We start from the raw sequence: 26,900 nt of genomic DNA, 5'->3' as shown, positions 1-26,900 counted from the left end.
TGCTTAAGCCCTTTCTAGGTTAGGAGGAAAAATATGAATATTGGTCAAGCATCAAAGCAATCAGGTATCTCTACCAAAATGATTCGTTACTATGAGCAGATTGGCTTGCTAGAAACCGTAAATCGCTCAAATTCAGGTTATCGCTTGTATTCTAAAGACGATATAGACGACTTATGCTTTTTAAGACATTCTCGTGACTTAGGATTCTCATCTAAGCAGATGAAAGAGTTACTGTATTTGCGCAAAAATGCCAACCGTCAGAGTGCAGATGTTAAGCAACTGACACAAGAACACATCGAGACACTGAATCAAAAAATTGCGCAATTGCAGGAGATGGTCGACTCACTACAGAATTCTTTTGATCATTGTGCAGGCGATGATAATTCAGATTGCGCTATTTTAGAGGATCTTGGGCAAGCCAAATAGAATTCTTAACGAGCATCTCCTAATTTAGAAGGCGTTAAAACGTCAGGTTATGCTGTTTCGCATAACCTGAATAGAAGTAAATATTCATACAGCTGAAGTGTTGAGCCTTTCCTAAAAACTGTGTAACTGCTTATAATCCATTAACAGGAGAATAAGCAATGACTACTCAATCTGACATTAAAAAACTGGCCGAGCAAATGGCTGGTAGCATGAAAAGCTTTGATAACATCAAAGACTTCCAAAAGCAGCTCATGCAATCCTTTATCGATACTGCCTTAGAGGCTGAGATGGAAGACCATCTCGGCTACCCCAAGCATGAGAAAGCAGATAAACCAAACAAGCGCAACGGACACACTAAAAAGACCGTCCGCAGTGATACAGGCGATCTTGAAATCTCTACCCCAAGAGACCGTGATAGCAGCTTTGAGCCTGTACTCGTTAGTAAGCATCAAACCCGTATCTCAGGTCTCGATGACAAGATCATATTCCTTTACGCCAAGGGTCAAACCACCACCGAGATTGTAGAGAGCATTAAAGAGCTCTATGACGTCGACATCTCAAGCAGCTTGGTTTCTAGAGTCACCGATAACATATTAGAGGACATCACCGCTTGGCAGAACCGGCCGTTAAGCAGTGTTTATCCTATCGTCTATTTGGACTGCATCGTCGTGAAGATACGTCAAGACAAGCAGATCATCAACAAAGCCATTTACTTAGCCCTAGGCATCAATCTTAGCGGTAAAAAGAGCTGCTTGGTATGTGGCTCTCAGAGAATGAAGGCGCTAAGTTCTGGCTAGGTGTTCTTACCGAGCTTCAAAACCGTGGCGTACAAGACATCTTAATCGCTTGTGTTGACGGTCTAAAGGGCTTCCCTGATGCCATTAACACCGTCTATCCAAAGGCACAGGTTCAACTGTGTATCGTACACATGGTGCGCTATTCAATGAAGTTTGTACCATGGACGGACAAAAAGGCCGTAGCGGCTGATTTAAAGGCCATCTACGGCGCTGATACGCTTGAGATAGCAGAGGCTAATCTTGAGCACTTTGATGAGACTTGGGGCAAGGAGTATCCGCATGTCATCAAGTCTTGGCGCAATAACTGGGAGGGCTTAACGGTGTTCTTTGGCTACCCTAAAGACATCAGAAAAGCCATCTATACCACCAATGCGATAGAATCACTGAACAGTGTGATTCGGACAGCGGTGAATAAGCGCAAGGTATTCCCATCTGATCAGGCAGCATTCAAGGTGGTGTACTTAGCCACCCAACAAGCATCCAAAAAGTGGTCGATGCCGATCCGTAACTGGACGTCTGCTCTGAATCGTTTTATGATTATGTTTGATGATCGTATCAGCAAGCATTTAATCTAAAGGGCAGTTACACAGAATCTGGGATGGGCTCAAAAGGGGCGACTTATCTTAAGTCGCCCCTTTTATGTCTCATCACTTTTAGTCGTTTAGACCCTTTCGAGTCCACGCAAAAACTCCTATTCCTCTCATTTTATAGCTATGACTTCAGATGAAGTTGAGTAAGTATTATCTCTAGAGTGTTGCTAGCCTGCCGTCCCTTAGCAAAAAGCTCCTAAGATTGTATTAATGGTTCAGTATCTGCTAGAAAAAGTCACCTTTCTTTAACTTTCATAAAAGTACGTAACACTGCAACCCGCTATTATCTACTTATGCAATAGAGCGACGTTCTATTTATATATTTTTAATCACTTAATAAATACTCATAATTATAATGAGCTTAAAAGGACCCTATTATGAAAAACATCAACTTGAAAAATATCGCCATCAGCTCACTAATTGCTTTATCTACTTGTTTTGCTGCGATTGGTTCAGCGAATGCTGCTCCTCAACCAGACACACATCATTTAACGCAAAAACAAAAAAATACGATAGAAGCTAAGCAAAAAGCAAAACATAACGCCGAACTCAAAGCAAAACAACAAGCAGCACTAAAGGCTAAACAAAAAGCAGCTCAGCAGAAAGCAGCATTAAAGGCTAAGCAAAAAGCTCAGCACGGTAGTAAAACAAAATACAAAGATAGCAAGGTTGAACAGAACAGAAAAAATAGCTAAGTAACGCCTACAGCTATTAAATAGGGAAAACCACTGCCGCATCTCCCTCCTGCCATGGCTGAAACTTAGTCATGGCTTGTACAAATAACGGGTGTTCCAACCAATGTTGTAGCCACAGCTGTAGCTTGGGATAAGGCAATTCATAAAAGACATCACGATCTACATGGGCAAACTGGCGAACAAACGGCATGATACCAATATCAGCAACCGTCACGTTATTACCTAGTAGATACGTATTCTTAGTCAATAGCGCTTCTAAATCCTGCAGAAAAATCTCACCCTGTTGCCGGTACTCTGTCTGAGTCATTTCAGGGTGACGATCAGCATACTTGTAGCGATCGAGCCACTGCTTAAACTCATTGTCGTTTTTTGCTATCAGTGCATTAGCTTCAGATGAAATCTTTTCATTGAGCAGTCCCTGAGGATCGTTTTGCTCAAGCGCCCACATCATGATTTCTGCACTCTCTTCAATGACGGTCCCATCCGCTAACTGTAAAACTGGCACCGTGCCTTTTGGACTAATCGCTAGCATCTGATCTGGCTTATTTTTTAACGTGATTTCTCGCAGCTCTACGGACAGCTCGGCGAATATTAGACCGAGACGAGCGCGCATAGCATAAGGACAGCGACGAAAAGAGTACAAGCGAGGCAACGAGGTGTTCATAGATTCCTCCATAGTTGAATAGGAATTAAGCAAGAGGTACAAAGCAAATAAAGAAAAATTAGCAGACGCAAACCTACTGACATCGATAGTTATTAAGGCGCTATTGAATAGGTGACAAACTTATAATTGGCCATAGTTTCTACTAATGACTTTGGCAAATAAGCATCTTTTAGGTGCGCGTTCGGATAATGCTGCTCAATCCACGACTGATAGTTATAGGTGGTTAGCGTACCACAATATAATAAATATAAAACCTGTACACCGATGCTACGTGACAGACCCATTACGCAATGGAAATTGATAAGTGTGATGAGGCTATCTTTTACCTGATTATCTTCTACCTGATTACCCTCTACCCAACTCTCATTATTAGCGGTTATCGCTTGTGTCTCTGCTGATCGTATTAAAGCGTCAATTTGTTTAAATAAATCAATATAGTCTTGGAGCAATACATCATTTAATGGCTGCAAATCTAACAAAGGCAAATACAAGTAATGAACTGTCGTACTCACGCTGCTATTAGCAGCTATTCTAAGATTATGAGCGTGGCTAGATATCTCAGCGGCCAAATCAACAACGATTATCTGATAGCGAACTGCAGGCCGCTTACTTTCTAACGGACTTGACCATTCTAATGAGCTGGAGCCAAACAACCAATACGTTAAGTGGCTATGCAAATCAGCCTGCCTCAATCGAGGGGAAGCCACAACTTTGACCCTATCATTAATAGCATATGGTGTGAGCAGATGTCTTTGACCTTTTGAAAAAACTTTAAAATACCACTGTCCCAAAAACGACATACCATTATAAATGATAATGATTGGCCCAAACTTCATCCAAGTATATATGGTGAATCTTCCACTATTCGACTTTTGAAACCAGCGTATATCTCGTATTGGCTTGACCTGTTGATAGACACCAGCCAACATCGTAAAGCTGATTAACCAATATGAAGCAATGATGATAGCTAAGGTTTCTATAGACTCAAACGCTATCATACTCATATTAGCAAAGCAAAACCCTGCAATCGCTATCAACAAAAACCCGATACTACCCACTGCCAAATACTTGATTACCAGTGCATTACGGATTCGATTTGAGAGTATCAGCACCAACACTGCCAATACTACCCCGCCGAACATATCTAGCAAATGATGTTGATACGTCAACACTGTCGACAGGGCAATCAATGTACATATGCCAGTCAGCAACAATCGATAAGCCGCTGAAATCCATCTCTTTTTAGACGCTACAACATCCCATAAGGATACGCCAAGCAAGATGGCATAGCTGACATGCAATGATGGCAACTGATTAAATGGCTTGTCCACCAACTGCAAAAACTGATAACCAAACTGCGTCCAATCATCAGGTATCGATCGATTGAATGAGAAACGAGCGGGATAGAGATAGAAAATTAAACAGGCAAAGATGGTCGTCAGAATCAAGCGATAGCTCAATAAAGATAATTGTGTAGACGTCCGCACTAAGAAAAAACTAGCCACAAATAAAATCAACGACCAGCTATAAGGAACAATCATAGCGGGAATGAAAGGAATCATACTGTCAAATGGCGTGGTAAGATTATGAATTTGCGATGGGTAGAGTGTATGTAAAGAGACGCTATAAACAGTCGTCAAATTATAGAGCAAATAAAATATCGATAACGCAAGACCTAGGTGCTTGAATCGATTTAAATTTGATGGAGTTTGCAACACCTAGTACCTCATTTGACTATTGAATAAACATTTCAAAAAACTTTGGCAATATAATCATAGTTAAAGTTGTCATAATAGCAACTTATTGTTTGCTAAAAACTGCCTAAACCCATTGGAAATACAGTGGTTTTGAACTTATACTTGACTATTTTCCAGACTTAGAAGGATTTGAGAAATGCAGTTTTTGAGGGTGATAAGTCAGCAGTTGAGTCGATTTACGGCATTGGTTATTATTTTAGCGGCCGCAGTGACATTTATAGAGCCTGCGACTTTTTCTTGGGTGACAGGTGATGCCCAAGTCATCGTTCTGGGTGTCATTATGCTCGCAATGGGTATGACACTAGGTAAAGAAGACTATAAGGTGTTGGCCCAGCGCCCGCTTGATATTTTTATCGGTTCAATTATCCAATATACCATTATGCCGATTTTAGCGATTAGCGTGGCCAGATTGTTTGATTTATCGCCTGGGTTAACACTGGGTCTAGTATTGGTTGGTACTTGTCCTGGTGGTGTGTCTTCAAATATTATGAGCTACCTTGCAAAAGGTGATGTGGCATTTTCGGTAGGTATGACCACCGTATCGACCATCATTGCACCGTTAGTGACGCCGCTTTGGCTCAATTATTTGGTTGGTCAATCTGTAGAGATGGATGGCTGGGGTATGTTCCGCTTTATGCTATTAGTGACATTGTTGCCAGTCGCTATCGGCTCTATGTTAAACATACTATTTCAAAACAAGCACTGGTTTAATGATGTACGTGCGGTGATGCCAGGCGTAGCTGTATTAGCCTTTGCCGCTATCGTCGGTGGTGTTGCCGCTGTATTTGGCGATCAGTTCTTGCAGTCAGGGCTAGTTGTTATTTTAGCCATTGCGGTACACAATATCGTCGGCTATATATTGGGTTACTACTCAGGTGCCTTATTTGGTATGAGCAAACCCAAAAAGCGCACCATATCTATCGAGGTTGGCGTACAAAATGCAGGGTTGGCCACGGGCTTAAGCACTAAGTTTTTCCCTGGCAATGCAGAGTCCGCCATCGCTGCCGCCGTTGCTTGCATTTGGCACTCTGTTTCTGGCTCTATATTGGCCAATATCTTCGCTTGGTGGGATAAGCGTCAGGAAGCGAAAAATCCTACCGTCATTGAGACTGAAGAGACCGTAGAGCTTGGTAAACCAATTAGAAATCATTAGTACCGAGAAAGGTAATGCTCAGTAAGGTAATACTGAATTAGGTGATATTGAACTAGTTAGTAAAGCTAAAACGCTATGAGTTAAAATACTATGCTAGATTATTGTTTCTAGCATAGTATTTTCTAATAAAGCACCTCTTAACATAGAGACTTTTAACATAGTGTTTTTTAATATAGCGCTCTCCAGCATAGTATTTTTAGCATAGCACTATCGACAATTTGCATGAACTGCTAGCCTCTCTTCTAGGTTCTCACCTAACGCAGTCTATCGTAACTCATTTCCAAAACGTTTACGCACCTGACGCAAGTATAAAGCTGGCGCAATACGCCACAGTAAACTGCCAAAGCGCGAGAGAGGGTCCGGCAATATCCAACGTTTGCGCCGCTGCAAACCTTGATCGATCCGTTCGGCCATCCACTCAGCACTACGCATATTACCGATCATTGAGCGTGGATGCTTTGCGATACTGCCATCACGGCCGAGCGCGTGGTTCTCGATAGGTGTATCAAGAAAGCTAGGATAGACCATAAGGATATGTATACCCTCAGACTCTAGCTCCAAGCGCAATACTTCAAAGAACTGTGTCAGCGCCCCTTTTGCCGCACAGTATGCAGCCCGTCCAGGAACGGGCATCCAGCCAGCCATTGAGCCGATATAGATAATTTGACCTTTAGATTCTCTTAGCATCGGTAACGCAGCCATGGTCAGCTCCACTGCTCCTTGCCAATCTACCGCCATAACTTTGCGGAACACCGCAGGATCAGTCTGATGTGCTGGTGATCGATGGGTAATCCCAGCATTATTCACCAATAAATCAATACGGCCAAAGCGCTCGCTAACTTGCTCAATAAGGGCAGCAATATCATCAATTTGAGTGATATCAGTGACGACTGTCATGACTCTAGCAGAGTCCTCTAACTCACGAGCGCGGGCGATCAGCGCTTGCTCATCTATATCAGCGAGTACTAAGTGATGCCCAGCGTCATACCAGTGCCGTGCCATCGCCCAACCAAGTCCTGATGCAGCGCCAGTGATTAAAGTAACATTTGTTGATGACATTGATGGCATTGATGGCATTAATGACTTTCTCCCTATCAAGGTTTACGCAATCCATTGCATTCGATGAAGTACTCAAAGCTTTCGGCAGACGTTTTTGCCAAAGAGTAACCAAATTCTTCTTTGAGCCGCCTATTACTCAGTACTGGTCGATAACGCAAAAATTAACCTGCTCTGGTCCAGTTGGCTTACCGGCCCACTTTGCCACTTGTAAGCCAGCTTTAACCAAACCCACTGGCAGGGTCAATAGCGGTTTATTAAGTCGGCTTGCGATGTCCTTCATCGTCAGTGCGCCATCGCCTGCCATGTTGTAGATGCCAGTTTTATCCTCGCAAATACCTATTTCCATCGCGCCGATCACGTCTTGATCCCAAATAAACACAAAGGGCGACTCACTGCCTTTGAGCGCAAGTACACGCGGCGCCATAAACAGACTGGTAATTTGATTGTGCGTATCAGCGCCTAGTATGGTGCCAGGTCGAAAGATTAGCTGCTGTAGTTGTGGATGCTGCTCGCGAAAATCTGCAAGCATTTCCTCGACCTGCCTTTTGTGATCCGAGTAAGCAAACTCAGGGTTACCACGTAGGGCATCTTGCTCATCAATCCATTCAGGATTGTCAGCGTGATAGCCGTAGGCAGCACCCGAGCTGGTGAGCGTTATATGTGCGACACCTGCTTTGATGCAGCAATCAAGTACGTTGCGCGTACCATTGACATCGATATCATAGTCACGAGCACGATCTTTTGACGCTTGCAAGATAGAAGCGAGATGCACGACATGGGTGATGCCCTCTTCTTTTAGTAGCGTTGCCAAACCCTCATCACGCACATCTAATACGTGAATTGGAAAGTCTAGATCATCGCGCTTGCGAATATCTGTGCCGACTACATGATAATGATCAGCCAGACGATTGCCCAACTGATGGCCGATGTAACCTGCTGCACCAGTGATTAATATGCGTTTATTCATTATGCTTTTGTTCACTATGCGTTTATTAATTGCGCTTTTATTCATAGGGTATCCGTGCCCAAATTTGTGAAAGTGTCAGTCCTGACACCAAATGCCATACGCCCCAGAATGCCGTAATCAGCATCATGCCGCCTGCTTCTGGGAAAAAAGTAAATAAAATAACCAGTCCTAGCCCTGAGTTTTGTATTCCTACTTCCAAAGTCACCGCGCGCCGATCCGCGACTGGCAACTTGAGCATCAGCCCCATGCCATAACCTAACGAAAGCGCCAATAAATTATGGCCAACGACCAGCCAAAAAAGCTATGAAAACGCTCTAAAAATAGCGCGAAATTGCTAGAAAAAGCGATCGCCACAAAAGCCATCAGCACGAGCAAGGAGAAAATACGTAGCGGTTTTTGGATACGTACGACCAGATCAGGCAAGCTTCGCCCCGTTACCATCCCTAGCACTAAAGGTAACGCTAACACTAATAGAACCAGTATCAGAATACTGCTAGGCTCAATCGTTATCTTTGTCAGATACTCACGTGTGTATGGGTTAAGCCAACCATAAAAGGCAAAATTGACTGGTGTTAATATAGCCGCAGCGAGACTTGATACTGCAGTCATACTGACTGACACCGCGACATTACCGCGTGCCAGCCAAGTCATAATGTTGGAAAAACTACCACCTGGGCAAGACGCGACCAAAATCATTCCTAGCGCCAACTCGGGATCGATATTCAACGCCCACGTAAACAGACACGTGGCTAGGGGCAATAGAAAGAATTGAGCAAACAGACCCGCTATCGGCGCAATGGGAGACAAAACGACACGCTCAAAATCTTCGAGACGTAAACTCAATGACACGCCAAACATCATCAGCGCCAAGATGAGATTGAGTAGAATCAAGCTCCGTGGCTCAAACGCCACTGCCGCTATCATACCTCTGATGCCAATACAGGCTGTTCTGTTTCGAGCTCAGCGATATGCTTGGACAGTGTCTCTAAGTATTCATCTTTGTTCACATAATATGCCATACGCGCAAGCTTAATATAATCATAGCCACCATCAAGCGTTTTGCCTGCACACTTACGTTTCACTTTATTGAACTGTTTGACAGCTGCTGTATTTTGCTGACGCTGCTGAATATATAGTGCAACGAGCCTAGCTTGTTGATTTCGACCCTCCCAACCTAATCCTGCTGCCTCAACCATGCCCATCATAAATAAATTATCATGCTCAGGATGAAAGACATTCATATAAAGCTGCGGCGCGTCATGATTGGCAGGCCAATTGAGCTGCGCGCGCTCAATAAATGGATAATCAAGCAAGTATCCCGTCGCCATAAGAATCAAATCATAATCCTGACTTTCACCATCATTAAAGCTCACCGTATGCCCATCGATGCGGCGAATATCACGGCGCGCTTTAATATCACCATGACCCAAATGATGTAATACCAATGAATTGACCACAGGGTGTGATTCGTACATGCGATAGTTTGGGTTTGGCAGTCCATAATCAGAAGGTTTTCCGATGACCATACGAATCATCGCCGCATCCATGCGCTGCTTAACTGGACGCGGTAACTTTAGTTTTCCGCCTAATGTGTCAATCGGCTGACCCTTGATAAATTTGGGCAGAAAGTAATAGCCGCGGTGCAGACTGATATCCACCGATTTGGCATGATGGACCGCATCAACTGCAATATCAGCGCCCGAGTTACCGCAGCCGACGATCAACACACGTTTGTCATTAAACGCTGACGGGCTACGATATTCAGAAGAATGCATCAACGTGCCTGAAAATTCGCCTGGCAAGCTTGGCATATTGGGAGTATGCAAAGTGCCATTTGCGATGAGCACACCATCAAACAGTCGCGACTGCTTTTGACCATTGCACTCGCTAACTAAGCGCCAACCATCCCCTTCAGGCACCATGCTGATCACGCGCGTGGAGAATTCGTAAGATGATTTTAGGTTGAACGTATCTGAAAAATCGCGAAAGTACTGACGGAGCTGGGTATGATGAGGATATGCCGCGACTGAGTCACTCATGGGAAACTCTTTGAACTCCGTCATACGCTTGGACGAAATCAAGTGGGCACTTTCATACATAGTGCTATGCGGATTATCGATATCCCATAGGCCCCCTACATTTGTATGTAGCTCAAAGCCGATAAAAGAAATATTGAGTTTTTGCAAATTTCGGGCTGCAGCGAGCCCCATTGGACCTGCTCCAATTACTGCGTACATAAGCGCCACCTTAAAAATCCGTTTTAATTATATAAATCAGTCAATTCCGTTTGACTGCACCTCTGGTGGGCGATACCAGCGTACTCCATGCCCGTAATAAAACAATAGCATACATTGATACATGAACTGGCTCAAATGAATAAATTGTCCATATAGACTACTTATAATAGGTAAACCCATCCTCTGCTTTATACTTCTTTTTTACTTATCCTAAAAAACCTACTCTTCACCAGATATAAAAGCACTGCCCTATTTATAGAGGATGCTATTAGCACCTTATCAAGCAACAGCCGTACTTTACCAAACCTAGTATATTTAAAATTGACTCAGTAATTCATTGTAATAGAAATGATTATCATTATAATAACGATTTAAATTACATGCTGGAAATATTCATGCAACTGTCTCGCTTATCTGCTGCTTTGTTTCGTCTTAATTCTCTGAATGTGTCTGGCGCTTCTCTACGATTGGCGTCCATACCCTCAAGTTTGCCATCAACGAAATCGCTACCTCTAAAAACACTATGTTCAGTCATCATACTAACCACAAGTCACTCGGCATGGGCGCTAGTAGATGATGTAGATGCTCAAACCACTCCTAATGTGGTACTTGATACTATCGTAGTCACCAGCAGTGCTGATGCGTCAGCAGATGGGTTACCTAGCGCATATGAAGGTGGACAGGTGGCGACAGGCAGCCGAGTCGGACTCTTAGGCAATCAAGACATCATGGACACGCCGTTCTCTACAACCTCATATACCAATGAATATATCACCAATCAACAAGCACATAGTGTGGGCGATCTACTCAAAAAGATCCTACTGTACGTGTGGCTAGAGGTTTCGGTAATTTTCAAGAAGCGTATTTTATGCGTGGGTTTATCACCACATCAGATGACACCATGTACAACGGTCTATACGGCATCTTACCAAGACAGTATATTGCAACTGAATTATTTGAGCGTGTTGAAGTCCAACGCGGCGCTTCTGCCATGCTAAATGGTGCCGCACCTAGTGGCGGCAATGCTGGTGGTACAATCAATTTGCTACCGAAACGTGCTGGTAATGAGCCATTACGTGAAGTGACGCTTGGTTATGGTCAAGGTGACCAAGGCAAAGTCGCAGTAGATGTCAGTGATCGCTTTGGTAGCGATGATGCGATTGGCGTTCGTTTTAATGCTGCTTATCAAGATGGTGACAGCGCTATCGACGATGAGTCATCGACTTTGGGTTTGGCTGCCCTTGGTTTAGACTATAGAGGGGATCAGTATCGCCTATCGGCCGATTTGGGCTGGCAAGACAATAAGCTGTCAGAGACTCGTCCTAGTGTCAATCTTGGTGGGGTGTCTAGTGTACCAAATGCTCCAGACGGCTCAAAAAATTGGGCGCAACCTTGGACCTACTCCGATGAAGAGGATGTCTTTGGTACCATTCGAGGAGAATATGATTTTACTGATAACATTACCGCTTATGGTGCTTACGGTGTGCGAAGTGGCGAGGAAGAAAACTCACTAGCCACTTTAACTGTCAACAACGTTGATGGTGCGGGCACGATTTATCGCTTTGATAATTCCAGAAAAGATTTAGTACAAAGTGCCGAGCTCGGTCTGCGTGGTAAATGGCAAACGGGTGAAGTGGCTCATAATTGGGTGTTAGCAGCTGATCTCTATGACCAAGAAGAAAAAGGTGCATTCGCATATGATTTTGGCAATCAGCTAGCGACCAATTTTTATCGCCCTACCGACTACACGGAAGTCCCTTTTACAAGCACAGCAATCTTCGGTGGAAATTTAGACGACCCAAAATTAACCAACAAAAAGCAGTTTCAAAGCTTTGCGCTAGCAGACACCATATCACTGTTCAACGATAAGCTAAAAACTACGGTAGGCGTACGTCATCAAAATATCAAAACAACCAGCTATGACTATAATACCCAAGCCAAAACAGCTAGCTATGATGAAAGCGCATGGACACCAAGCGTCGGTATCATTTATCAGCCAACGATGGACTGGTCTGTATATGGTAATTATATCGAAAGTCTAGCACCAGGAAAAAGAGCGCCTCTAACTAACGATAATGAGGCTGTCACTAATGGTGGTCAAAATCTAGATCCGTACGTGAGTGAGCAAACTGAACTGGGTGTGAAATACGACAATGGTATGATTGGCAGTAGTCTCGCTCTCTTCCGAACTGATGAACCACGTGCTTATATCAACAACTCAAATACGTTTACTGCGGCTGGAGAAAACCGCCATCAAGGTGTGGAGTTGACTGTCTTTGGTAGCCCAAGTGAAAACATGCGCCTCAATGCTGGTGTTACTTACTTAAGTGCTAAGCAAAAAGACACTGGTGATAGTGCATTAGATGGCAATCGAGTGATTGGTGTGCCTACCTTACAGAGCAATGTCAACCTAGAGTATGATTTAGCCGCCGTTGAAGGACTGACATTGACGGGTGATATTATCCACACAGGCTCTCGTTATTCGGATAATGCCAATACCTTAAAGGTTGATGGTTATACTACCTTAGACCTTGGTGCACGCTATCGCACTATGTTGGCAGGACAAGACGTTACTCTAAAAGGCATGGTAACCAATGTCACAGGTGAAGACTACTGGCAGTCAGTAGGCGGTTATTCAGATGCAGGCTATCTAAATGCAGGTGAACCAACGGCCTTAAAAGTATCGGCAACGTTCGATTTTTAAGCTTTATTAGTAGGCTTTCTTAGGTTTTATAAAAGGGATTAGGCGCGACCTACTCCCTTTTCTGCTATCAAAAATTTATTTTATTACTGAGTTACTATGTCTTCTCATACCACAGCGTCTTTATATCATATGATTTGGGCGAATTATCGTCTGCCTTTTCTCAAAGTCATTTTGCTAAATCTGGTCAATGCCGCTGTCAGCGTCGGTATAATTGCCTATATCAACCACACCTTTATCAGTCAGCCAGTATTCGATACTTTATCTTGGCTCAGCTTGGCGCAGTTTTCCCTGCTGGTACTGTTACTGCTAGTGACGACATTTTTGTCGCAATATGCCTTAACGCGATTGGGACATCGATTCGTCTATGAGCTTAGAACAAAACTGGTCAAACAAATCATCGATACTACCGTTCCTCAGATAGATCATTTGGGTAGTGCACGCTTACTTGCCAGCTTATCTTCAGACATTCAATCGATTACTGTCGCTTTTGTCCGTATGCCAGAGCTGGTACAAGGCATTATTTTGTCTGTTGGCGTTGGGCTATATCTGGGCTGGTTGTCGTTGCCATTATTGTTTATTGTCATGTTTTGGATTGTGATGACGATTTGGATAAGTACTATATTGGTCAAGCACGTCTATACCCATTTGACCGAATTGAGAGAGATTAATGATGCGTTATATCAGGATTATCAATCGATAATAGAAGGTCGTAAAGAGCTGGCACTTAATCAGCACCGAGCAGAAAAACTGTATACAGATGATTTTTTGGCTCATGCTAAATCGTACGAGAAGACCGTAACCAAATCTGATACTTTTCATTTATCAGCGGTGAACTGGTCCAATATTATGATGTTCGCATCGATTGGTATCGTGTTTGCAGTAGCCAATTATCTTGATATACCAATGGGGGTTGCTACTACTTTTTCTTTGACGATTTTGTTTATGCAGTCGCCGCTCCTACATGCGGTTGGCGCTTACCCAACATTGCAGACCGCTCAAGTTGCGCTAGAAAAGATACAGTCTTTAGAATTGGCCGAGCATCAGCCAAGCTTTGCGACAGATACTGTTGCACAGGACTGGCAGTCCATAACTTTAAATAATATCAATTATCGCTATGTAGGCAGTAGTAGTCATGCACTAGACACAGCGGTTAATGATAATGCTCAAAATAGCGACAACAGTGATAACAATCAGAACCCTTCCAATAATATCTTAAAGTCCGTCAATTTAACCTTGCAACGAGGTGACGTGGTTTTCTTAATCGGTGCGAATGGTAGCGGCAAATCTACCCTTGCCAAAGTCATTACTGGTATCTTCACTCCTACTACAGGAACGGTACAAGTCGATGGACAAAGCGTTAATTCAGAGAACAATGCCGATTTTAGACAGCTGTTTTCTGCAATTTTTAGCGACCAGCATCTATTTAAGCAACTGATTGGAATTCAAGGCAATGAGCCTGATGCTGACCTAGTGTCTGACTGGCTGTATAAGCTCAATCTACAAGAAAAAGTAAGTGTGTCTGACCATAAACTCTCTACAGATAAGCTGTCGCAAGGTCAGAGAAAACGCTTGGCTATGCTAATCGCTGTCGCCGAACAAAAGGACATATTACTGCTCGATGAGTGGGCGGCCGACCAAGACCCTGCCTTTCGCCGCGTATTTTACCAAACGCTAATCCCTGAGCTAAAAGCCATGGGTAAGACACTGTTTATTATTAGTCATGATGACGGTTATTTTGAGCATGCTGATCGATTATTACTGATGAAAGAAGGCCGTCTCATTGAGCTAAATGCCGAAGAACGACAGCGTGCCAGTAAAGATGCCATTGCTATGCTCAAGTAAGCAATGCTTTAACTACTAACATGAACCGAGCTATTTCAAGCCCATAAAACGTTTGATCAACTTTAAGCTAAGTAGCAGTTAATCTGAGCATTTTTCGAAATAATCAGCTTTTAAAATCAGCAATTTTTAAGCAAAAAAAGGAGCGCCTTACTATAAGGCGCTCTTTTACTATATCGAGAACAACGATATCTTACCGTTCGCTTATTTTAACCATTTCTGTAAAAACCCAACTCGAGAAATCACCAAGAAGTCTAATAGCGCGATAGCTATAATCGCGATAATAGCAGTCGGGAATATGATGGCCACAATTAATAAAGGAATAGCAAGCGGCCACCAGACGGAAACATTTAAGCCGCGAGCTGGTGGGTTTAATCCCGCGCTATCACTCGCCTGACGAGGGCGACGCTGCCACCACATGATATAGCCACTGACACAAATAGTGATTACTGCTAGGCAAAATAGTACATTAGCCAGTACGCTCCACCATCCGAGCGTGCCCATATGCAGCGCGATACCAGCCGCCATAAACTTACCAAACGCATTATAATCGTCAAAATGAATATCAGCTAAGACATTACCCGAATAACGGTCGATATGTACCGTACGATCTGCTATCGGACTTTTCATATCATAGCTCATTGAATCTTGGCTAATGGTCCAGACGCCTGTACTACCTTGTGGTAGGTTCAATTGATAACGCCCTACAAAACCGATTTCACGAGCGTAGCGATCCACTGTATCAATCATAATCGGGATATTAGCAGCGATACCATCTTTACCCATAGTCGTGCCTGACACAGGCATTGGCGTCAGCTCAAGCACCCAAGGAATTTCTTTGGTGTCGCTTGAGTTTAGAGCACTGCCATGCGTGGGTGCTTCAGTATGCGCTTCAGACGCTGCCGCACCATGTACATGCGGCGCTGGTGTAGACTCTTGCATAGCAGCGTGTTGACTGTGATCAATCGATACAGGAACAGGTGCAACGCCCCACTTACCCGCAGGAAACTGGCTCCATGCTTGCACCACTCTTTCGCCCCATACACCTGCCCATGCCATACCTGATATACAGAAAAACAGTAGCAGCACAGATATCCAACTACCCAATGTCGCATGAATCGTACGGATAAAAGAGCGCTTTTTCTTATTGGTTACCCTCTCATTAGGTATCAACATCGCTTTGACTGATTTACGTTTTTGCCACCACAGATACCAACCAGACAAAATCATTAAAATGGTTAATGATGCCGCCGTTTCTAACAAATAATCACCGACTTTGCCAATCAGCAAATCACTGTGAATATCATTGAACGTACTATAAAGACCACTACTGGTAGGCACACTTTGGACGATATCGGCTGTATAGGGGTTGACTGCCACCATATTGTTTTGGTCGTCTGATTTTATCTGAAATAAAGCCACCGTATCGGTATCACGAGGGGCGATATATTTAATCAGCGTGCTATCAGGCAAGGTGCTCAGCGCGTTCTTTGCTTGAGTAGAGACAGGTGCTTGAACCGTAGACTCTGGCACGATAACCGTTAAGCGGTCGTTATCACGTCCTACTGTGTTGGACATAAACAGCATACCGAGCGCCGTTATCGCTAAGACAATTAAAAAGGGAGCAACAAAAATGCCTGCATAAAAATGCCAACGCCACACTGTGAAATAGCGTTGGTTATTGGTGGATTGGTTGGAGGGTGTGTCCATAAATGTGACCTTAAACAATCTTTGGTTGCTCAATAAATAACGTAAACCTATCGATAATAGTGATGTATCTGCTTGCAAGGCCAATCTTAAAAAGTCTCGCAAAGAACTAGGATGACGCCGTATGATGACTGCAATACAGCGATGTAAAAATCCTACTGTAAATAATTGTATTCAGAATGCTGCTGCATAATACGAGAAAAATCTGACAAAAACCATCGTTTAAAATACATCGCTCCAAATAGTAAATCTGCGTGACTCTATTCGTAATACTGCTTCATTTGCAACACTGCGTCTCTACCTTTTTAAGTTCTGCAAATACTTCTCAAAACTGTCTCGTTGTAATTTTTTAATGATAATAATTATCATTAGTGTTATTATTAGCGTCGTTATAAATTTGCTTCAACTGTTATAAATAATATTCAATCATTTTAGTCCAAGAGGAAATCTGATGCGGTCTCATCTAACCACTAACGTCATTCGCAAAAAATATCTCACCACAGCAGTACAAATTGGCCTGATTATGGGTATGAGTCACGCCGCTTACGCTGTAGAGGCGACAAACAATACTGAGAACGATGAGGCTGCTACACCATCAGCCACCTTAGATGCTATCACCGTCTACTCAGATGGCTATCGTAGTACTGGCACCAAAACTGCATTGGACCCAAACGATGCGCCAATGAGTTATACCAGAATTGATCAAGAACTTTTGCAAAAGCGTCAGGCTGATAGTGTCAACGCTGCTCTGCGTTATGAGCCTGGTGTCAGCTCTGAAAGCCGCGGTACGGTGTCTATATTTGATGAGTACAATATTCGCGGGTTTAAAACCTACTCAAACTTTTATGACGGACTAAGACTGCCCTACGATGGCGCTTGGAATCTAATGCCACAAGTCGATGTTTATGCGACTGAGGCAGTAGAAGTCGTGAAAGGTCCCGCCTCTTCCCTTTATGGCTATGCAGCTCCCGGTGGTATGGTGAACCAAATAGCCAAAGCCCCTAAGAGCACTCAAGAAAATGAAGTGCAGCTACGACTTGGCAATCAAAACCTAAAAGAAGTGGCCGTCGATAGCACGGGGCCTATCACAGACACCTTGAACTATCGCTTAGTCGCGCTAAAACGCCAAAAAGACGGTCAAATGCAAACCACAGAAGAAGAGCGATTGCTGATTAATCCATCGCTTGAATGGCAGGCAACTGATGATGTCTCGGTACTTGCCAATCTGTTTTATCAAGATGATCCAGAGATGGTACCATCTACCCCCTTACCTGCTGTCGGCACTGTCTACAAGGCAAGCTATGGCAAGCTCGGCAGTGATGCCTATGCAGGCGATGAATGGAATAAATTTAGTAAAGAAGTATTTATGCCAAGTGTTACTGTGAACTGGAATATCAATGACCAGTTAACTTTTAAACATATTACGCGCTATACCGATGCCGAGGCGCAGCAACGCAATATGTATAACCGTGGGTTTCTTGATGATAGTGACGAAATTTTGAAACGTAGCGCTTATACCACTGATGAGAGCATGAATAACTGGACCACAGATAACCAACTGGCCTATAAGTTTGATACTGCAAACACTTCTCATAACTTATTATTTGGTGTTGAATACCAAGATACTGATAGCACTGTTACTTATCAAGATACACTCCAAAGCGAAGACTTACCTATTGACCTATCTAGACCTAGTTTTTCTCAAATTAGCACTGATACGCTATCACTAGACACCTATTATCAGAAAGATGATATCGAGCAAAGTCAACTTGGTGTTTATGTACAAGATGAAATGAAATGGAAAGATTTAACACTAGTGGCAGGCTTACGCCATGATGATTTTGAAAGTACTAATGAGCAATATTCAATTTATCTAGGTGCACCAGGCTCTAAAACTATTATTAATGATGCGTCAGAAACCAGCGGACGTCTTGCTGCCATTTATGATTTTGACAATGGTTTATCACCGTTTGCTAGTTACTCAGAGTCTTTTCAGCCCGTTGTTGGTAGCAACTTTATTACTAATGAACCTTTTGAACCAAGCACTGCTGATCAGCTCGAAGCTGGCTTCAAATATCTGTCTCCAGACCGTGCAACTCAAGGAACACTTTCCATATTTGATATCACACAGAAAAATGTCATAGTAACCAACCCCGCTAATTCTCAACAAAAAGTTCAAACTGGTGAAATTGAATCAAAAGGCTTTGAGATATCAGGCAGTCGCATGCTTAATGACTGGGTAGATCTCGCGGCAAGCTACAGCTACACCGATGCTGAGATCACAGAAGATGAGTTCAACCCTGATGTAGTCGGTAATACCCCTGCTCAAACTGCCAAACACAAAGCCACGCTATGGGCAGACTACTATGCTACAGACAAACTCACTCTCAATGCTGGTGTTCGCTATGAAGATGGTATGCAGATTGACAAGCAAAACTCAGATGAACTGCCAAGTGTGACGCTGGTAGATGTCGGAGGCAGCTATCAGATAAACCCTATGCTGGCTGTGGGTGCTAGTATCAACAATCTGTTTGATAAGACCTATGTCGGTGCTTGTTACGACATCAATAACTGCTGGATGGGACCTGAACGTCAAATATCAGTCAGCCTAAAAGCTAATTTTTAATCAAATTTACAAGCAGCGGGTTGGTGCTATTAGTAAGCCAACCCCTAACCCCTAACCCGCTGTTAGAAGGAAAGCACAATATGGCAAAACCTACTCCAAGAGTACTAGAAGTTATTGGCACTAGATACATTACGCCAAATATGTGCCGTGTCACGCTTGGCGGTGCTGGCATGGTTGATTTTCCTATCGATCAAGAAAGTGCTTATATCAAACTGATATTTCCTCAAGATGTAGATAGTCGCCCACTGATGCGTACTTATACGGTGAGCGTGCAACGTGATGGCGAAATAGATGTTGATTTTGCTTTACATGAGACGGAAGGACCTGCATCGGCATGGGCACGACATGCGCAAGTCGGCGATCAAATTCTAATAGGTGGTCCAGGGCCAAAGAAGCTCATTAACGATGAAGCAGATTGGTTTTTATTAGTCGGTGATATGACCGCGCTACCAGCGATTACGGTCAACTTAGCACAGTTACCTACTGATGCTCGTGGTTACGCAGTACTTGAAGTGACGACTGAGGCAGATCGTCAGACGCTCAAAAAACCAGAGAACGTCGAGATACATTGGGTGATTAATGCCCATCCAAATGCAGACGATAGCCCTTTACTGAGCTGTGTTAAATCATTGAACTGGCTTGATGGTCAACTTGCTGTTTGGGCTGCGTGTGAATTTCATAGTATGCGTACACTGCGCCAGTACTTCAAAGTTGAGCGCGCGGTACCAAAGACGCATTTATATGTTTCTAGCTACTGGAAAGTCGATAGCACAGAGGATCAGCATAAAATCGTCAAAAGTCAGGATGCGCAAATGGAAGATCAGTAAATACAGATTTCATATTCAAAAAAGGCGTAGCTCATATGAACTACGCCTTTTTTATCAATCATTATCTATCACGCTTCGACCACCTTCCCTTCTTTAACCCGACTAATCGTCAGCCCCGTAAACCCGAATAGCAGCGTCAGCAGCAATGACAAATAACAGAAGAATGCATAAGGCAAGTAGTCTAATACCGGCACCCCTAGCGCCTGACTGATAAACACCCCGCACACACTCCAAGGCACTAATGGATTAATCACCGTTCCCGCATCCTCAATCGTCCGAGATAAATTCTTAGGATGTAAGTGTAAGCGCTCAAACGTTGAACGAAATGCCGTACCCGACAGTAGAATACTCAAATACTGCTCACCGATTAGCACGTTAATGCTTAGTGCCGACATCGCTGCAGCGAATATCGCTCGGCCTGATGTCGTCAATGTATCCTTAATACCAGATAACAGTGCTGGCAGAATCCCCAGTGCCGTTAATAGACCACCTAAGCTTAATGCCAGTATCACAATTGCCTGAGTAAAGAACATACTCTGTACACCGCCGCGTGACAGCATACCACCTACCTCACCCAACTCTAATGACTCAGCAGGGGCATAGCCTGCAAACAGATAACCACCCAATTGACCAAAACTTGGTGAACTGTGTACATAAGTAATGATCAATGCCGCGGCAATCGTACAGATAATCGTATAAATCGCATTAACCCGAAACAGTGCCAATCCGACTAATACCACAAAGGGTAATACCGAATACCCATGTACTAGACCACTGTCTATCAGTTGTCCTTGCAATATGATTACTTGACTCAAATCAGCACTAGTCGTCTGTCCTGAGAACATCCAAAACAAGATCACTGTCAGTATCCACGCAGGTACGGTTGTATACATCATATTGCGAATATGCTCAAACAGATCAATACCAACGACAGAGGATGCAATCGTACACGTATCAGACAAGGGTGACATCTTATCGCCGAAGAACGCGCCTGATACTACTGCCCCTGCTGCTATCGCCACATTGGCATCAAAGGCATTACTCATACCAATAAAGGCTACGCCCAAGGTAGCTGCAGTCGTCAAACTACTACCCAATGCAATACCGATAATAGAGGTCAAGATAAAGGCAGAGATATAATAGTACTCAGGTGAGATAAGCTGAAAGCCTACATACATCAGTGTAGGTATTGCTCCTGACATCATCAGAGCCGCCACCATCAGTCCAATAAAGAAGAACAAATAGATGGCACCAATACCACGCATGACACCTGAGGCCATTTGCGCTTGCATGTCATCAAAGCTGAGTCCTTTAGTCATACCGATAGCCAGTAGTACACAGATAGCTAAGATAAGAGACAGGTGCGGTACCCAGCCAAAGCCGATCATGGTGATGCCCATGATACCGATGACGATGGCAGATATGATAAAGGCGAGCTTGGCACTGATTAAGGTGAGGGGTTTTGGTGGCATGACACATCCTTAAAATGCCAGTAAATACTGGCACTAAATTGGGTTTGATTTTAATTTTAATTTTAATGGTAGAAGTACGATTAAATTGACTTGTTAGTAAAGCAACCTATTACTTATCGATTAAGTCATCGGTCTTAGCTGCCATGACGAAATCATTGCGATGCAAACCCTTGATACTATGCGACCACCAAGTGACCGTAGCCTTACCCCACTCTACCAATATACCCGGATGATGTCCTTCGGCTTCAGCGATGTCTGCCAGTTGATTGGCAAATGCCATTGCTGAGACGAAGTTTTTAAATTTATACTGACGCTGCAATTGCTGAATACCACCCACCTCAATTAGTGACCAATCAGGAATTTGCGGTAATAATTCTTTTGCTTCGGCTTCATCAACTTTCGGTGCGCCAATGCGGCAAGCTTCGCAGCTGTTTTGTGATAGTGCTGTCATAATAAAATCCTTTTATAGTGGCTATTTTTTAATACTCGTACATCCATGTTGATATAGCTTTGCTGCTATCTCAATATTCCGTACTGAAGTGTTGGTTTTCATGTTTAATTTTGAATTGACGTTTTTAACGAGTTTTTTCTGGATAGGTCGGCTCAAATAGTCCAAGCGAAATTGCCTTTTTGACCGTACCCATGATGTCGCTATCAACGATATCAAATAAGGTATCTAATTCATCAATGACATAGTAGATCGGCTGTATCTGATCGATACGATAGGGTGTACGCAACACATCGAGCAAATCAAACGCTCGGTGCTCAGGTTGAGACTGAGGTTGAGATTGCGGCTTATTTTGAGCGATTGAAAGCTCTTGCGGCGTCCGATCAAGTGCGTAGATCGTTTCAGAAGGTGAGCTTAATATACCGCCGCCATAGATTCTACGATTTTCTATTCGACTGCCGACCAATCCAAACTCGATGGTAAACCAATACAGCCGTGCTAAAAACCAGCGTTCTTCTTTGGTTGCGCTAAGACCAAGCTTACCATATGTTTCATTAAAGGCTGCAAACGCAGGATGGGTCAATAGCGGGCAATGCCCAACGATTTCATGAAAGATATCAGGCTCTTCAATATAGTCCATATCATCAAATCGACGAATAAACGTCGCCACAGGAAAGGACTTATTGGCCAGTAGTTTGAAAAATTTACCAAAGCTGATTAATGCAGGCACAGCGGCGGTCTGCCAACCTGTGGTCGCTTGTAATACCTCGTCAATATCTCGTAGCTGAGGAATACGTGTGGTCGGTAGGTTTAACTTAGTTAAACCCTCTAAATATGCAGTACACGCACGATTGGGCGTTTGTTCCGCTTGACGTGCCGCAGCGCTTGCCACATCGCATGCTCATCATCACTATAGTGAATACGACCATGGTTATCGGGCTGGTGTGAGATATACGGCTGTTTTTTATTTGTCGCGTTAGAATGACTGGACGCATCGTCACTTTGCTTATTAGTCGCAACGCTATTGGTACCGATGGCAGTATTAAGAGAATCTATCTGTGATAGGCGTTCCATGCCTGTATTCCTTTTATCGCAATGAGAGCATTACCTTTGCTGTCGTGCTTGTAGGTAATACTCTATTAAGGACAACACAAACTCCTTTTGTCTTGTCCGTTTGTTAGATGTGGTCTAGGCTTTAGATGGTTTTATAGCGTTTCAGTCTCTGGCTGACCGACTGTGCCGCGACGTACTTGGTCGCGCTCTATCGACTCAAACAACGCTTTAAAGTTACCTTCACCAAAGCCATCTGCATAATCGCCTTTACGCTGAATAAACTCAAAGAACACTGGGCTACCCAAGATGGTCTCAGAGAAAATCTGTAGCAGCAGACGCGGTGCGCCGCCTTCTGTGGTGCCGTCTAATAAGATACCGCGCGTTTGTAAGTCAGCGACATTTTCACCATGATTTGGCAAACGCTCACTCAGCATTTCATAGTAAGCAGCATTTGGTGCGGTCATAAGCGGAATACCAGCCGCTTTTAGCTTATCGATGCTGGTAAACAAGTCATCACTGGCTAGCGCAATATGCTGAATACCTTCGCCATTGAAATGCATTAGATATTCTTCTATTTGACCACCGCCCTGTTTGGCTTCTTCATTGAGCGGAATACGGATTTTTCCATCAGGTGCGGTCATGGCTTTACTGGTTAGTCCCGTGTACTCACCTTTGATATCAAAGTAACGAATCTCGCGGAAATTAAAGATACGCTCATAGAATTTTGCCCAGTACGCCATGCGTCCACGATAGACGTTATGCGTTAAATGGTCGATAACTTTGAAACCATAGCCGACAGGGTTTCTGTCGATATCTGCAAAGAACTCAAAGTCGACATCATAGATAGATTCGCCGTCTTTATAACGGTCAATTAGATAGATTAGTGAACCACCGATGCCTTTGATCGCTGGCAGTCTAAGCTCCATCACACCAGTTGGTACATCTACTGGCTGCGCACCCATCTCCACAGCACGCTCATATGCTTTTTGGCGTCTTGTACACGAAATCCCATACTACAAGCACCAGCACCATGCTCTTCAACGAAGTAACTGGCTTGGCTTTTTGGTTCGCGGTTTAGGATAAGGTTGATGTCACCTTGGCGATATAGAGCAACATCTTTTGAACGATGATTGGCGACATGAGCAAAACCAAGCTGCTTAAACAATGCGTCGACCGCATCAGGCTGCGGAGAAGCAAACTCGACAAAATCAAATCCATTCAGTCCCATTGGGTTGTCAAATAAATCTGCCATTGTAATTATCCTTAATTTCAATTGGTGGTAAAAAGTTGGTTATTAGCGAAAGTCTATAAAACGATTAATAATCAATCTTTATTGTTGACGTTGTATTTATATTAGATTAGCTTTATTTATAAGACTAATTGTTTTTTATGATTTATTTATCAGGTTTACTTATGAATATCAGCATTCGCCAATTGACCGCATTTATCAAAGTCGCTGACAACGGCAGCTTTACTCGCGCCAGCGAACAGATGTATTTGACCCAATCTGCCGTCAGTGGATTGATTAAGGAATTAGAGACTGGCCTCGGTATCGTGCTGTTTGATCGCACCACTCGCCAGTTGTCTCTGTCAGCAGTAGGACGGCACCTACTACCGCAAGCGCGGCGCATCTTGAATGAGATGCAGCTGTTTGAAAATGAAGCGAGTAGCTTGACCAGCTTGGCCCAAGGTCAGGTGCGCTTGGCGGTATCACAGTTTGCAGCATCTTCCCTACCTGCTGTCATCGCTCAATTTGCCAAAGAATATCCAAATATCGGCGTCTCACTATTGGACTGTTCAGCCGAGAATTTGCTTAAGCATATCCAAGATATCGAAGTCGATTTAGGGGTTGGTACCGAGCTCGGTTTTATAGAAACTGAAGATGATATCGGTGCTGACCTGTTGTATCAGCTACCATTTTGCGTGGTTATGCCAGACAATCATGCGCTGGCACAAAGAGACGAAATTACTTGGCAAGATTTATTAGAAACGCCACTAATTACCTTGCAAGGTCCGTTCCTTGAGCAAGTAACCGCAGAGCTCGACGACTCTATCTCCGCTCACATTCAACAAGCCCGCTACAAAGTGAACTTTATGTCTACCGCGCTTGAGATGACACGTCAAGGCTTTGGTATCACGCTGTGTCTGCCCTATATGCCTGAAGTTATTGATTGGGTCAGCGCCAATGGTCTACTGATGCGACCACTCACTCAACCAGTCAAAATGCGGCAATTCTTTATCTATCAACGTGCTTCACGGGCGCTCTCTCCGGCGACCATTGCTTTTAAGCAGTTCTTGCAAACCTATTTTGCGACTCATTATAACGACCTACATCACTCTGAATCATCGTCTAGCGAATGACGTATAGCATGTCAAATGCGCTTGATAGATGGATAAACAATCTATTTGGCTATTTATTTTATTAATTGCCTCATATAACCCACTCTCGTGTTGAGTTCAGCCGCGATTTGCTCTATGATTTTCGGCTGCTCGATTTATATTTTTATAAGGAAATGGCATGTTTGAACGTATCGATTATTACGCTGGTGATCCAATCTTAGGTCTTATGGAAAAATACTCAGCAGATAGCAATCCTAACAAGGTCAATTTAGGCATTGGTATTTATTATGATGAGAATGGCGTATTGCCTGTACTCGACTGTGTAAAAACAGCCGAAGAGCGTATTGCTGATCCTATCGCACCGCGTCCATACCTGCCAATGGCAGGCCTGCCAGGCCACCGTAAAGGCTGTCAGGAATTACTATTTGGTAAAGACGCCCAGATTTTAAAAGACGGCTTGGTCGCTACTATCGCTACAATCGGTGGTTCTGGCGCATTGAAAGTTGGTGCTGAGTTTATCCATGACTGGTTCCCACAAGCTAAGTGCTATGTGAGCGATCCAACATGGGGCAACCATATTGCTATCTTTGAAGGCTCTGATGTAGAAGTCGGTAAATACCCGTACTACGACAAAGCCAACAGCAGTATCAAATTTGAGGAAATGATTGCGTTTTTTGAGACATTGAACAAAAACGACGTCATCTTGCTACACCCATGCTGTCATAACCCAACCGGTATGGATTTGACCCAAGCGCAATGGGATACTGTACTCAACGTCGTGAAGGCACGTGAGCTGATTCCATTCATGGACATCGCTTATCAAGGGTTTGGCGAAGACATGGACAGCGACGCTTACGCTATTCGTAAAGCCGTTGAGATGGGCCTCCCATTGTTTGTTAGCAACTCATTCTCTAAAAACTTATCGCTATACGGCGAGCGCGTCGGCGGCCTATCAGTCGTCTGCCCAGCCGTAGACGAAACCGAGCGCGTATTCGGTCAACTTAACGCAACCGTACGCCGTATTTACTCAAGCCCCCATCACATGGTGGACGCGTGGTCGATATCGTCATGAATGATGAAGCACTACATGAGCAGTGGGTTGGCGAAGTTTATGCGATGCGCGACCGTATCAAAGCCATGCGCCTAAAGCTAAAGTCAGTGTTAGAAGCCAAAATCCCTCACCGTAACTTTGATTACATCACTCGTCAAAACGGTATGTTTAGCTTTACTGGCTTGACGCCTGAGCAAGTCGAGCGTTTACAGACTGAGTTTGGTATCTATATGGTATCTAACTCACGTATGTGTGTGGCTGGCCTAAATACCAGCAACATCGACTATGTGGCCAATGCCATGGCAGACGTCTTAAAAGATTAATTAGTCCAAGTTACTTAACATGTTCCTCAATATGTAACTTTATAAAAAATAAACATAGATAAGAAAGGCTGAGCGATTGCGCGGCCTTTTTTGCGCCTAGCATTTAATCAAAACCATCTAGTCAGAACCGTTTAGCTAAAACCCTTTAGTCAAACAACGGCAACA

General features: G+C 43.7%; 20 protein-coding genes and 3 pseudogenes. 10 read left to right on the top strand and 13 right to left on the bottom strand.

Translation table 11 applies throughout. The features are described 5' to 3' along the window. Positions 1-33: 33 nt before the first annotated feature. The 3 genes and pseudogenes from cueR (at position 34) to ACOBWA_RS06570 (ending at position 2,508) form a co-directional block, all read left to right on the top strand. Positions 34-426, top strand: a complete 393-nt coding sequence (cueR, locus tag ACOBWA_RS06580) for a Cu(I)-responsive transcriptional regulator (protein WP_420230568.1) — start codon at positions 34-36, stop codon at positions 424-426. Positions 427-584: 158 nt separating this feature from the next. Then, positions 585-1,798 (top strand): annotated as a pseudogene (locus ACOBWA_RS06575) (IS256 family transposase). 392 nt (positions 1,799-2,190) lie between these two features. Beyond that, positions 2,191-2,508, top strand: coding sequence for a hypothetical protein (locus tag ACOBWA_RS06570; RefSeq protein WP_420230567.1), 318 nt, complete (start codon positions 2,191-2,193; stop codon positions 2,506-2,508). 16 nt (positions 2,509-2,524) lie between these two features. Here ACOBWA_RS06570 and ACOBWA_RS06565 read toward each other — a convergent pair whose 3' ends face one another. Together ACOBWA_RS06565 and ACOBWA_RS06560 are read right to left on the bottom strand one after the other, a co-directional pair. After that, positions 2,525-3,172, bottom strand: coding sequence for a glutathione S-transferase (locus tag ACOBWA_RS06565; RefSeq protein WP_420230566.1), 648 nt, complete (start codon positions 3,170-3,172; stop codon positions 2,525-2,527). A gap of 92 nt (positions 3,173-3,264) precedes the next feature. After that, positions 3,265-4,887: a phosphatase PAP2 family protein gene (locus ACOBWA_RS06560; protein ID WP_420230565.1), complete on the bottom strand. Its 1,623-nt coding sequence runs from the start codon at positions 4,885-4,887 to the stop codon at positions 3,265-3,267. 178 nt (positions 4,888-5,065) lie between these two features. On the opposite strand from ACOBWA_RS06560, the gene ACOBWA_RS06555 reads away from it, so the two are divergent. Next, complete coding sequence (locus ACOBWA_RS06555) at positions 5,066-6,082, top strand: bile acid:sodium symporter family protein (protein ID WP_420230564.1); 1,017 nt, start codon at positions 5,066-5,068, stop codon at positions 6,080-6,082. 264 nt (positions 6,083-6,346) lie between these two features. Here ACOBWA_RS06555 and ACOBWA_RS06550 read toward each other — a convergent pair whose 3' ends face one another. From ACOBWA_RS06550 to ACOBWA_RS06530, 5 genes are all read right to left on the bottom strand, one after another. Continuing rightward, positions 6,347-7,141 carry an SDR family oxidoreductase gene (locus ACOBWA_RS06550; RefSeq protein WP_420230563.1) on the bottom strand — a complete coding sequence of 265 codons (795 nt, stop codon included), beginning with the start codon at positions 7,139-7,141 and terminating at the stop codon, positions 6,347-6,349. 136 nt (positions 7,142-7,277) lie between these two features. After that, a complete protein-coding gene (locus ACOBWA_RS06545) occupies positions 7,278-8,108 on the bottom strand; it encodes an NAD-dependent epimerase/dehydratase family protein (protein WP_420230562.1) in 831 nt (276 codons plus the stop codon). 37 nt (positions 8,109-8,145) lie between these two features. Next, a complete protein-coding gene (locus ACOBWA_RS06540) occupies positions 8,146-8,379 on the bottom strand; it encodes a hypothetical protein (protein WP_420230561.1) in 234 nt (77 codons plus the stop codon). Next, positions 8,364-9,032, bottom strand: coding sequence for a bile acid:sodium symporter family protein (locus ACOBWA_RS06535; RefSeq protein ID WP_420230560.1), 669 nt, complete (start codon positions 9,030-9,032; stop codon positions 8,364-8,366). The genes ACOBWA_RS06540 and ACOBWA_RS06535 overlap by 16 nt, the downstream gene beginning before the upstream one ends. Next, complete coding sequence (locus ACOBWA_RS06530) at positions 9,029-10,345, bottom strand: flavin-containing monooxygenase (RefSeq protein ID WP_420230559.1); 1,317 nt, start codon at positions 10,343-10,345, stop codon at positions 9,029-9,031. Before ACOBWA_RS06530 ends, ACOBWA_RS06535 begins: the two co-directional genes overlap by 4 nt. 868 nt (positions 10,346-11,213) lie before the next feature. Here ACOBWA_RS06530 and ACOBWA_RS06525 point away from each other — a divergent pair. Next, a complete protein-coding gene (locus ACOBWA_RS06525) occupies positions 11,214-13,049 on the top strand; it encodes a TonB-dependent receptor (protein ID WP_420230558.1) in 1,836 nt (611 codons plus the stop codon). 96 nt (positions 13,050-13,145) lie between these two features. Further along, on the top strand, positions 13,146-14,891 hold the full coding sequence (locus ACOBWA_RS06520; protein WP_420230557.1) for a multidrug ABC transporter permease/ATP-binding protein: 1,746 nt from the start codon (positions 13,146-13,148) through the stop codon (positions 14,889-14,891). A gap of 201 nt (positions 14,892-15,092) precedes the next feature. Here ACOBWA_RS06520 and ACOBWA_RS06515 read toward each other — a convergent pair whose 3' ends face one another. Next, positions 15,093-16,598 carry a PepSY-associated TM helix domain-containing protein gene (locus ACOBWA_RS06515; protein WP_420230556.1) on the bottom strand — a complete coding sequence of 502 codons (1,506 nt, stop codon included), beginning with the start codon at positions 16,596-16,598 and terminating at the stop codon, positions 15,093-15,095. Positions 16,599-17,046: 448 nt separating this feature from the next. Here ACOBWA_RS06515 and ACOBWA_RS06510 point away from each other — a divergent pair, with 448 nt between their 5' ends. Both ACOBWA_RS06510 and ACOBWA_RS06505 read left to right on the top strand, forming a co-directional pair. Next, positions 17,047-19,221, top strand: a complete 2,175-nt coding sequence (locus ACOBWA_RS06510; protein ID WP_420230555.1) for a TonB-dependent siderophore receptor — start codon at positions 17,047-17,049, stop codon at positions 19,219-19,221. A gap of 80 nt (positions 19,222-19,301) precedes the next feature. Continuing rightward, positions 19,302-20,048, top strand: coding sequence for a siderophore-interacting protein (locus ACOBWA_RS06505; RefSeq protein ID WP_420230554.1), 747 nt, complete (start codon positions 19,302-19,304; stop codon positions 20,046-20,048). 68 nt (positions 20,049-20,116) lie between these two features. On the opposite strand, the gene ACOBWA_RS06500 is transcribed toward ACOBWA_RS06505, so the two are convergent. The 5 genes and pseudogenes from ACOBWA_RS06500 to hppD form a co-directional block, all read right to left on the bottom strand. Then, positions 20,117-21,520: a Na+/H+ antiporter NhaC family protein gene (locus ACOBWA_RS06500; protein ID WP_420230553.1), complete on the bottom strand. Its 1,404-nt coding sequence runs from the start codon at positions 21,518-21,520 to the stop codon at positions 20,117-20,119. 109 nt (positions 21,521-21,629) lie between these two features. Then, the gene (locus ACOBWA_RS06495; protein ID WP_420230552.1) at positions 21,630-21,971 is read right to left on the bottom strand and encodes a 4a-hydroxytetrahydrobiopterin dehydratase; all 342 of its coding nucleotides are present in this window, start codon (positions 21,969-21,971) and stop codon (positions 21,630-21,632) included. Positions 21,972-22,095: 124 nt separating this feature from the next. Then, a complete protein-coding gene (gene phhA, locus ACOBWA_RS06490) occupies positions 22,096-22,860 on the bottom strand; it encodes a phenylalanine 4-monooxygenase (RefSeq protein ID WP_420230551.1) in 765 nt (254 codons plus the stop codon). After that, positions 22,797-23,042, bottom strand: a complete 246-nt coding sequence (locus ACOBWA_RS06485) for a hypothetical protein (protein ID WP_420230550.1) — start codon at positions 23,040-23,042, stop codon at positions 22,797-22,799. Before ACOBWA_RS06485 ends, phhA begins: the two co-directional genes overlap by 64 nt. Positions 23,043-23,173: 131 nt before the next feature. Next, positions 23,174-24,273, bottom strand: a pseudogene (hppD, locus tag ACOBWA_RS06480) (4-hydroxyphenylpyruvate dioxygenase). A 161-nt stretch (positions 24,274-24,434) separates the two neighbouring features. On the opposite strand from hppD, the gene ACOBWA_RS06475 reads away from it, so the two are divergent. After that, the gene (locus ACOBWA_RS06475) at positions 24,435-25,382 is read left to right on the top strand and encodes a LysR family transcriptional regulator (protein WP_420230549.1); all 948 of its coding nucleotides are present in this window, start codon (positions 24,435-24,437) and stop codon (positions 25,380-25,382) included. A gap of 157 nt (positions 25,383-25,539) precedes the next feature. Next, positions 25,540-26,735 (top strand): annotated as a pseudogene (locus ACOBWA_RS06470) (aromatic amino acid transaminase). Positions 26,736-26,900 lie beyond the last annotated feature (165 nt).

The organism is Psychrobacter sp. ER1, assembly GCF_048631835.1.
In the GTDB taxonomy this organism is placed as follows: domain Bacteria; phylum Pseudomonadota; class Gammaproteobacteria; order Pseudomonadales; family Moraxellaceae; genus Psychrobacter.
Note: the sequence above shows the minus strand (reverse complement) of the source record. Positions and strands in the feature narration are given on the sequence as shown.

Bases quoted from the DNA above. Each gene is read 5' to 3' on its own strand.
- ACOBWA_RS06510 (WP_420230555.1), top strand. From the start codon at position 17,047: ATGCGGTCTCATCTAACCACTAACGTCATTCGCAAAAAATATCTCACC.
- ACOBWA_RS06525 (WP_420230558.1), top strand. From the start codon at position 11,214: ATGCGTGGGTTTATCACCACATCAGATGACACCATGTACAACGGTCTA.
- ACOBWA_RS06555 (WP_420230564.1), top strand. From the start codon at position 5,066: ATGCAGTTTTTGAGGGTGATAAGTCAGCAGTTGAGTCGATTTACGGCA.
- ACOBWA_RS06520 (WP_420230557.1), top strand. From the start codon at position 13,146: ATGTCTTCTCATACCACAGCGTCTTTATATCATATGATTTGGGCGAAT.
- ACOBWA_RS06500 (WP_420230553.1), bottom strand. From the start codon at position 21,520: ATGCCACCAAAACCCCTCACCTTAATCAGTGCCAAGCTCGCCTTTATC.
- ACOBWA_RS06530 (WP_420230559.1), bottom strand. From the start codon at position 10,345: ATGTACGCAGTAATTGGAGCAGGTCCAATGGGGCTCGCTGCAGCCCGA.
- ACOBWA_RS06485 (WP_420230550.1), bottom strand. From the start codon at position 23,042: ATGGAACGCCTATCACAGATAGATTCTCTTAATACTGCCATCGGTACC.
- ACOBWA_RS06550 (WP_420230563.1), bottom strand. From the start codon at position 7,141: ATGTCATCAACAAATGTTACTTTAATCACTGGCGCTGCATCAGGACTT.
- ACOBWA_RS06475 (WP_420230549.1), top strand. From the start codon at position 24,435: ATGAATATCAGCATTCGCCAATTGACCGCATTTATCAAAGTCGCTGAC.
- ACOBWA_RS06495 (WP_420230552.1), bottom strand. From the start codon at position 21,971: ATGACAGCACTATCACAAAACAGCTGCGAAGCTTGCCGCATTGGCGCA.
- ACOBWA_RS06515 (WP_420230556.1), bottom strand. From the start codon at position 16,598: ATGGACACACCCTCCAACCAATCCACCAATAACCAACGCTATTTCACA.
- ACOBWA_RS06565 (WP_420230566.1), bottom strand. From the start codon at position 3,172: ATGAACACCTCGTTGCCTCGCTTGTACTCTTTTCGTCGCTGTCCTTAT.
- ACOBWA_RS06535 (WP_420230560.1), bottom strand. From the start codon at position 9,032: ATGATAGCGGCAGTGGCGTTTGAGCCACGGAGCTTGATTCTACTCAAT.
- cueR (WP_420230568.1), top strand. From the start codon at position 34: ATGAATATTGGTCAAGCATCAAAGCAATCAGGTATCTCTACCAAAATG.
- ACOBWA_RS06505 (WP_420230554.1), top strand. From the start codon at position 19,302: ATGGCAAAACCTACTCCAAGAGTACTAGAAGTTATTGGCACTAGATAC.
- ACOBWA_RS06545 (WP_420230562.1), bottom strand. From the start codon at position 8,108: ATGAATAAACGCATATTAATCACTGGTGCAGCAGGTTACATCGGCCAT.
- ACOBWA_RS06570 (WP_420230567.1), top strand. From the start codon at position 2,191: ATGAAAAACATCAACTTGAAAAATATCGCCATCAGCTCACTAATTGCT.